The sequence below is a fragment of the Luedemannella flava genome, from assembly GCF_039528515.1.
In the GTDB taxonomy this organism is placed as follows: Bacteria; Actinomycetota; Actinomycetes; order Mycobacteriales; family Micromonosporaceae; genus Luedemannella; species Luedemannella flava.
On the sequence record NZ_BAAALT010000108.1, the window covers coordinates 1 to 8286 of the forward strand.

The following is an 8286-nucleotide window of genomic DNA, read 5'->3' on the forward strand; positions in this document are numbered from 1 at the left end:
CCGGCGACGGGCACCGCCCGCGTCGTCGAGCGGCCCGCGCCCGTCGACGAGGTCGCCGAGCCGGCGGAGCCGCGCGCCGCCAGCCCGTGGGCCGACGACGCCGGCGGGCCGGTCCGTGGCACCGCCAGCATCCCCCGGCACGATCCGAACCTGCCCCGGTTCGCGGAGACCGACGACGCGTTGTGGGCCCCGCCGGAGCCCGGACCGGAGCCCGCGCCCGACCCCTTCGACGCCCACGCCGACCAGGCCACCCGGCTGGTGGACGAGCCCAGGCCGGCGACGGCCACGGTCGAGCCGGTCGACGAGCCGCTGCCCCGCCGGGTGCCGCGCCAACGCGACGAGTCGCAGTTCCCGTCCGCCGAGGTCATCGTGGGCGAGGTGCTCAACCAGCGCACGGCGGTGGGCCAGACGGTGCACGGCGTGGGCACCAAGCTCTACGTGGCCGACATCGACCGGTCGCGCCGCTTCTACCGCGAGGTCATGGGCTTCACCGAGGTCGCGGCCGCCGGCGGCCGCGCGGAGTTCAGCTTCCCGGGCGGGCGGGTGCTGCTCAGCCGGGTGGCCGAGAACCCCGTTCCGGCCCGCAACCTGCGCCGGCTCCTGCTCGACGTCACCGACATCGCGGCCGTCTACCACGACCTGGAGCGCGAGGGCGTGGCGTGCCGCAGCCGGCCGCACCGCAGCGGCGGCGACGGCCGCTCGGAGATCTGGGTGGCCACCCTGGAGGACCCGGACGGCAACATCATCGAGCTCAACGAGCCGATCGCGTTCGGCAGCCGCACCCCGTAGCCGGGCTGTGGCGAACAAGGGTCGCTATCCGGTCCGACATCGCCACACCCCCGCTCCGATCAGCGCAGGACCGACCGCCGCACCCACAACAGATAACCCCACAAAAGCCCAAAAATCACGCCGAGTACGCCCAGCGACGCGTGAAAGACGAACCCGCACGCGACCAGCGCGACCTGCACGGCGGCGCCGGCCCACCACGCCCACGCGTGACGCATGAGCCCGGCCAGCGCCAGGCACAGCACGGCCAGCACGACGATCACGGTGACGGCCAGGCCGGTGAGATGGGCGCCGAGCACCTGGACGGGCCGGATCGCGAGCAGGAGCACGATCCCCTCGGCCGCCAGCCCGCCCGCGCCGATCCCGCGCACCGCGGCGGCGGGGTTCCGCAGCCCCGACCGCGGCGCATCCGTCCCGCCCGCCGTCGGTTCGGTGCGCACCGGTTCGGTGCCGGCCGGTTCGTTCATCGGGCCAGTAGCCGGCGCGCGTCGGCCACGGTCACGACCGAGCCGGTGATGACCACGCCGACGCCGCTCAGCTCGCCCTCCACATCGGTCTCGGCGAGCGCGACGGCCGCCTCGATCGCGTCGGGCAGCTCGGGCGCGACGTGCACCCGCTCCTCGCCGAAGACCTCGACGGCCAGCTCCGCGAGCTGGTGGGCGGGCATCGCGCGCGGCGACGTGTTCTCCGTGCACACCAGCACGTCGACGACCGGTTCGAGCAGGACGAGCATGGCCGTCGCGTCCTTGTCGCCGAGCACGCCCAGCACGCCGACCAGCCGGCTGAACGCGAACTCCTCGGTGAGCGCCGTGACCGTGGCGGTCATGCCGTGCGGGTTGTGCGCGGCGTCGAGCAGGATCGTCGGCGCGCTGCGCACCCGTTCGAGCCGGCCCGGCGACGAGGCGCCCGCGAAGCCCTCGCGGACCATCTCGGCGTCGAGCAGCCGCCCGCCGAGGAACACCTCGACGGCGGCGAGCGCCACGGCCGCGTTCTGCGCCTGGTGCTCGCCGTGCAGCGGTAGGAAGATGTCGTCGTACGTGGCGCCGAGCCCCTGGATCGTGAGCACCTGCCCGCCCACGGCCACGGCCCGGCGGACCAGTCCGAACTCGCTGCCCTCGCGGGCCAGCGTCGCCCCGACCTCGGCACACCGCTCCACGATCGGCCGCATGGCCTCGTCGGTCTGCGTCGCCGTCACCACTGTCGCGCCGGGGTGGATGATGCCCGCCTTGGCGGTCGCGATGTCCTCGATGGTGTCGCCGAGCCACTCGGTGTGGTCGAGCCCGATCGGGGTGAGCACGCACACCCCGGCCTGCAGCACGTTGGTGGCGTCGTCGGCGCCGCCGAGGCCGACCTCGACCACGGCCACGTCGACGGGCGCGTCGGCGAACGCCGCGAACGCCATCGCCGTGGTCACGTCGAAGTACGTCAGCGACTCGGTGTCCTTCTCGTCGAGCAGCGCCGCGATCGGCGCGACCTCCCGGTACACCTCGACGAACTTGTCCTCGCTGAGCGGCGCACCCTCGATGCTGATCCGCTCCCGGACGGTCTCCAGGTGCGGGCTCGTGTACCGCCCGGTGCGCACCCCCTGGGCGCGCAGCAGGCCGTCGATGATCCGGGCCGTCGACGTCTTGCCGTTCGTGCCGGTCAGGTGGATCGACGGGTACGCCCGCTGCGGACTGCCCAATGTGTCGAGCAGCCCCTGGATGCGCCCCAGATCAAAGACCATCCGGGTGTACCCACGGGTGTTCAGCTCCGCTTCGACCTCTGCGTACGTACTCATACCGTCGCCTCCGCTGCGCTCCGGCGCCGCCATGAGTCAACCCCTGAGCTGATGATTCGCTCGCTGCGCTCGCTCATGAAGTAGGAAGCGCCTCCAGCGCGGCGGTGATGCGGGCGATGTCCGCCTCAGCCACCGCGAGCCTGTCTTTGATCTTCGCGACGACCGCGTCGGGGGCCTTGTCGACGAAGGCGGGGTTGCCGAGCTTGGCCGTGCACTGCGCGGCCTCCTTCTCGGCCGCGGCGCGGTCCTTCTCCAGGCGGGCGCGCTCCGCGGCCACGTCCACGTTGCCGCGGGTGTCCAGCTCGACGTCGACCCCGCCGGCGACGGCGAGGCTCGCCGTTGCGGCGAAGCCCTCCTCCGGCGCGTCGAGGCGGGCCAGCGAGCGGATCAGCGGCTCGTGCGCGCTCAATCCGGCGCCCCCGAGGCCCGTCAGCTTCGCGGCGACCCGCTGGCCCGGCTTGAGGCCCTGGTCGGAGCGGAACCGGCGCACCTCGGTGACCACCCGCTGCAGGCCCGCCAGCTCGGCCTCGGCGGCGTCGTCGACATAGGACCGGTCGGCGGTCGGCCACGGGCCGCGGACCATGGTCGCCTCGCCGGTCAGCGCCGACCACAGCTCGTCCGTGACGAACGGGATCACCGGGTGCAGCAGCTTGAGCAGCGCGTCGAGCACGTGGCCGAGCACCCGTCGGGTCGCGTCGGCGGCCGGGCCGCCCCCGCCGAGCACCGGCTTGGCCAGCTCGACGTACCAGTCGCAGACGTCGTCCCAGGCGAAGTGGTAGAGCGTGTCGCAGACCTTGGCGAACTCGAACGCCTCGAACTGCTCGTCCACCTCGGCGATCACGTGCTGCAGCCGGGACAGGATCCACCGGTCCACACTGGACAGCTCGTCATGGGCGGGCAGCCCACCCTTTGTGGTGGCGCCGTTCATGAGCGCGAACCGGGTGGCGTTCCACAGCTTGTTGCAGAAGTTGCGCGAGCCCTGGCACCACTCCTCGCTCACCGGCACGTCGGCGCCGGGGTTGGCGCCGCGCGCGAGGGTGAAGCGGGTGGCGTCGGCGCCGAAGCGCTCGATCCAGTCGAGCGGGTCGACGACGTTGCCGAACGACTTGCTCATCTTCTTGCCGTACTGGTCGCGCACCATGCCGTGCAACGCGACCACGTCGAAGGGCTGGCGTCCGTCCATCGCGTACAGGCCGAACATCATCATCCGGGCGACCCAGAAGAACAGGATGTCGTACCCGGTGACGAGGACGCTCGTCGGATAGAACTTCGCCAGCTCGGGGGTCTCGTCGGGCCAGCCGAGCGTGGAGAACGGCCACAGCGCGCTGGAGAACCACGTGTCGAGCACGTCCTCGTCCTGGCGCCAGCCGTCGCCGGTGGGGACCTCGTCGTCGGGGCCGACGCAGACGGTCTCGCCGTCCGGGCCGTACCAGACCGGGATGCGGTGGCCCCACCACAGCTGGCGGGAGATGCACCAGTCGTGCATGTTGTCGACCCAGGCGAAGTAGCGCTTGGCGAGCTCGGCCGGCTCGATGCGCACGCGGCCGTCGCGGACCGCGTCGCCGGCCGCGCGGGCCAGCGGCCCGGTGTTGACGAACCACTGCAGGCTCAGCCGCGGCTCGACGGTCGTCTTGCACCGCGAGCAGTGCCCGACCGAGTGCTCGTAGGGCCGCTTCTCGGCCACGATGCGCCCCTGCTCGCGCAGCGCCGCGACGACGGCCGGGCGGGCCTCGTAGCGGTCGAGGCCCTGGAACGGGCCGTGCACCGTGACGACCGCGCGCTCGTCCATGATCGTGATCGACGGCAGGCTGTGCCGCTGGCCGATCTCGAAGTCGTTCGGGTCGTGCGCGGGGGTGACCTTCACCGCACCGGTGCCGAACGCCGGGTCGACGTGCGCGTCGGCCACGATCGGGATGCGCCGGCCGGTCAGCGGCAGCTCGATCTCGCGCCCGACGAGGTGCCGGTAGCGCTCGTCGTCGGGGTGCACGGCCACCGCCGTGTCACCGAGCATGGTCTCCGCCCGGGTCGTGGCGACGACGATGCTGTCGTCACCCTCGCCGTAGCGGATGCTGACCAGCTCGCCCTCGTCGTCGCTGTGGTCCACCTCGATGTCGCTGAGCGCCGTCAGGCACCGCGGACACCAGTTGATGATCCGCTCCGCGCGGTAGATCAGGCCGTCGTCGTACAGCTTCTTGAAGATCGTGAGTACGGCCCGGGAGAGGCCGTCGTCCATGGTGAAGCGCTCGCGGTCCCAGTCGACCGAATCGCCCAACCGGCGCATCTGGCCCAGGATCGCCCCGCCCGACTCGGCCTTCCACTGCCAGACCCGGTCGACGAACTGCTCGCGGCCCAGGTCGTGGCGGGACAGGCCCTCGCCGGCGAGCTTGCGCTCGACGACGTTCTGGGTGGCGATGCCGGCGTGGTCCATGCCGGGCAGCCACAGCGCCTCGTACCCCTGCATGCGGCGGCGGCGCACCAGCGCGTCCTGGATCGTGTGGTCCAGGGCGTGGCCGACGTGCAGGGAACCGGTCACGTTCGGTGGCGGGATGACGATAGTGAACGCGGGACGGTCGCTCGCCGCGTCCGCCCTGAAGTACCCCCCCGATACCCACTGCTCGTATCGCCGGCTCTCTACCTCCGCCGGCTGATAGGCGGCGGCGAGGGTGTTCGGGGAGTTGTCGGCGCGGGCATCGGAAGCGACAGTCACGCCCTGGAGTCTACGGACCGGGCGCGGGTGTGGCTCAGGACGCCCCTCCGCCGTGGGGTACCACTGGCACGACCCCATTATGCTGCGGGTATCCCCGGAAGGAGCACCCCCCTCATGTCCGACCCCCACTCCTATGGTCAGTCCCCCACCGCGGGCCCGCCCGTGTACGGCTCGGCGCCCGTGGCGCCGTCCGCGCACGGCTCCGCCGTGGTGCAGCCGGCCGCCTACGGGTCGGCGCCGGCCGCTGCCCCGCCCGGTTCGGTGCCGCCGGTGGGCGTCGACACCTACGGCCAGTACCCGCCGCCGCCGCGCCGCTCCCGCAAGGGCCTGTGGATCACGCTCTCGGTCGTGCTGACCATCGTGATCGCCGCCGTGGTCGCGGGCGCCGTGTTCCTGCTGCCCGCCATCACCGGCGCGCTCGCCGAGCAGAACGCCACGCTGCGCACCCCCGACGCGCTCGTCGGCTTCACGAAGAGCACCGACCCGACGCGACAGGCGACCGCCGAGGCGCTCAAGAAGCAGCTGGCCGCCGAGGTCACGTCCGAGACCAGCTCGGTCGCCGCGTTCTACGAGGACCCGGCCGACCCGCAGAAGATCGTCATGGTGTACGGCCTGACCGGCAAGATCAGTTCGCCGGCCAAGGAGCTCGACGACGCGTTCGGCGGCGGCTCGGCCGACGGCCTGGTCATCACCGACCTCCGCAAGGTTGACGCCGGCCCGATGAGCGGCGAGGCGAAGTGCGGCAAGGGCAGCAGCGAGGGCATCGACCTGGTCATGTGCGCCTGGGCCGACCACGGCAGCCTCGGCGTCACGATCTTCTTCAACCGCGACATCGACTCGAGCGCCGCTCTGTTCAAGCAGATCCGCAACGAGGTCCTGGTCCGGAACTGACGTTCCACACCCCCGCAACGGAGATCCACTGATGTCTGACCCACAGTCCCCGTACCTGCCGCCTGGCGGCCAGCCGCCGACATGGCCCGCCCATGCCGGCGACGAGCCGCCGACCGAGGTCCCGGGCCAGGGTTACGGACGGCCCGCGTACGGCGCCCCGGCCGCCGGCGAGCCCACCCAGGGCGCGCCGGCGTCGGGCGCCCCGTCGTACGGCACGCCGTCCTACGGCACCCCGTCCTACGGGTCGCCGGCGTACGGGTCGCCGGCGTACGGGTCGCCGGCGTACNCCGCCGACGTATGTGCCGACGAGCCAGTCCGGCGACCAGCCCTTCGGCCAGCCCGGCTACGGGCAGCCGGCCGCCTACGGCCAGCCCGCGTATGGGCAGCCCGGCGCTGAGCCGACGTCCGGCCAGCCGGTGGCGGGCCAGGCTTATGGCCAGCCCGCCTCGGGTGGCCCCGCGTACGGCGCGCCCGCCTACGGGACGCCGGCTCAGCCCACGTACGGCGTCCCGGCCCAGCCCACCTACGACGCCCCGACGGCTCAGCCCGGGTTCGGCGCCCCCGGCGGCTATGCCCCCGCGCCGAAGAAGTCGCGGGCCGGGCTGTGGGTCGGCCTGGCGGTCGGCGTCGTGGTGCTGCTGGCGCTGTGCATCGGCGGCACGGTCCTGCTCCTGCGTTCCGATGACGGTGGGACGACCAGCACCGGGACAACCCCGAGCGCCGGCACGCCGACCTCGGCGGCCCCTAAGCCGGCGGACGACTTCGCGGCCGAGAAGGGTGCCAGCGTCAGCACGCCGGCCAAGCTGGCGGGCCTGACCCTGTCGGATCAGCCCGACCTGGAGAAGACCGCGGAGGACCTGGAGGGCGAGCTCAAGGCCAGCATCCCCAACGCCACCACCGCGGCCGCCGGCACGTACGAGGACCCGGACGACCCGACGGCCCTCGTCATGGTGGCCGCCGTGGCGGTCGACAACGACAACCCCGCCGCCCTGGTCAGCGGCGCCTTCATCGGCATGCAGGCGCAGATCGACGTGAAGAACGCCAAGGACATCGACGCCGGCCCGCTCGGCGGCGTGGCCCGGTGCGGCACCGCCACGACGTCGGGCCAGCCGCTGACGGTGTGCGTCTGGGGCGACCACGGCAGCCTGGGCCAGATCTACTTCCTCAACCGCTCGCTGGCCGAGAGCAGGAAGCTCTACCCCGACATCCGCAAGGGCGTCCTGCACCGCAGGTAGCCCGTAGCTACGACGACGGCGCGTGCCCCTGGTATCAGGGCACGCGCCGTCGTCGTTCGTCGAGGTGTCAGAGGCCGAACATGGGCAGGCAGCCGGCAAGGCCGCTGACCGTGACCGTCGGCCGTTCTCGGGAGAACCACACATCGCGCGTCAACCGCAGCCGGTCCGACACGAGCGCCTCCCCGTCGCGCGCGTCGACACTGATGCCGTCCCGTTCGTAGCCGAGCTTGCGGGACACACCCTGCGACGCGAGGTTGTCCTGGAACACCTCGGTACGCGCGGCCGCCGCGCCGAGGTGGTCGAACGCCAGGCTCAACAGCCCGGCCCGCGCCTCGGTCCCGTACCCCTGCCGGTGGTGCGCGATGCCCAACCAGGACGCGGTCGTGACCTCACGGACGACCGGAAAGTCCCTCGCCCGCAGCGTCACCATCCCGAGCGGCTCGCCATCGCGGAAGACACCGACGCCGAGTCTCCAGTCCGCCGGCTCCCAGTCGCCCAGCTGGCTCCAGAACCCCTGCAGCACAGCCCGCGCCCGGTCCTGCGGCTCACCTTCGGTCCACGGCGTCAGAAACGGTCGTTCGTCCTCCGCGTGAATCCCCCGACCCGCGAGGTCGGCCAGCGCTGTAAGTTGGCCATCCCGCGGCAGCCGCAGTTCGAGGCGCGAGGTGACGATGGTCAGCCCGAACAGGGGCCAGAGCTCAACAAGCACGCCCCATCGTCGCGGCCGGGTCTCTCGCCCGCCAGACATTTTCCCGCGCGACAATATTGATCTTCCAAGCGCGTGTTCGGAGCATCGTCGCGTGTCGCGTTCCCACGTAATACCGGGCCTACCGTTGGTGTTTCCCGGGGGTCCGGACGCGGGCGTATATGAAAACGCCCTCAGCCCC

General features: G+C 72.3%; 7 protein-coding genes. 3 read left to right on the forward strand and 4 right to left on the reverse strand.

The window, feature by feature from the left end; translation table 11 throughout:
• Positions 1-789 (forward strand): VOC family protein (locus ABD211_RS18470; protein ID WP_344133047.1); only part of this gene is annotated, 789 nt, incomplete at its 5' end.
• A 59-nt stretch (positions 790-848) separates the two neighbouring features.
• Here ABD211_RS18470 and ABD211_RS18475 read toward each other — a convergent pair.
• From ABD211_RS18475 to ABD211_RS18485, 3 genes are all read right to left on the reverse strand, one after another.
• Entirely contained in the window at positions 849-1253 is a 405-nt protein-coding gene (locus ABD211_RS18475; RefSeq protein ID WP_344133050.1) for a DUF4233 domain-containing protein, read from the reverse strand.
• Positions 1250-2566, reverse strand: a complete 1317-nt coding sequence (locus ABD211_RS18480) for a bifunctional folylpolyglutamate synthase/dihydrofolate synthase (protein ID WP_344133053.1) — start codon at positions 2564-2566, stop codon at positions 1250-1252. Before ABD211_RS18480 ends, ABD211_RS18475 begins: the two co-directional genes overlap by 4 nt.
• Before the next feature lie 73 nt (positions 2567-2639).
• The gene (locus ABD211_RS18485) at positions 2640-5273 is read right to left on the reverse strand and encodes a valine--tRNA ligase (RefSeq protein WP_344133056.1); all 2634 of its coding nucleotides are present in this window, start codon (positions 5271-5273) and stop codon (positions 2640-2642) included.
• Between the two features lie 114 nt (positions 5274-5387).
• Between ABD211_RS18485 and ABD211_RS18490 the strand changes: the two genes are divergently transcribed.
• Positions 5388-6164, forward strand: a complete 777-nt coding sequence (locus ABD211_RS18490) for a hypothetical protein (RefSeq protein ID WP_344133059.1) — start codon at positions 5388-5390, stop codon at positions 6162-6164.
• Positions 6165-6463: 299 nt separating this feature from the next.
• Positions 6464-7399 (forward strand): hypothetical protein, encoded by a 936-nt coding sequence (locus ABD211_RS18495; protein ID WP_344133061.1) that lies wholly within the window; start codon positions 6464-6466, stop codon positions 7397-7399.
• Positions 7400-7466: 67 nt separating this feature from the next.
• Here the strand turns inward: ABD211_RS18495 and ABD211_RS18500 are convergent, their stop codons facing one another.
• Positions 7467-8108: a GNAT family N-acetyltransferase gene (locus tag ABD211_RS18500; protein WP_344133064.1), complete on the reverse strand. Its 642-nt coding sequence runs from the start codon at positions 8106-8108 to the stop codon at positions 7467-7469.
• Positions 8109-8286: the final 178 nt, after the last annotated feature.

Excerpts from the sequence above, each read along its gene's own strand:
- ABD211_RS18475 (WP_344133050.1), bottom strand. The coding sequence starts at position 1,253 with ATGAACGAACCGGCCGGCACCGAACCGGTGCGCACCGAACCGACGGCG.
- ABD211_RS18480 (WP_344133053.1), bottom strand. The coding sequence starts at position 2,566 with ATGAGTACGTACGCAGAGGTCGAAGCGGAGCTGAACACCCGTGGGTAC.
- ABD211_RS18490 (WP_344133059.1), top strand. The coding sequence starts at position 5,388 with ATGTCCGACCCCCACTCCTATGGTCAGTCCCCCACCGCGGGCCCGCCC.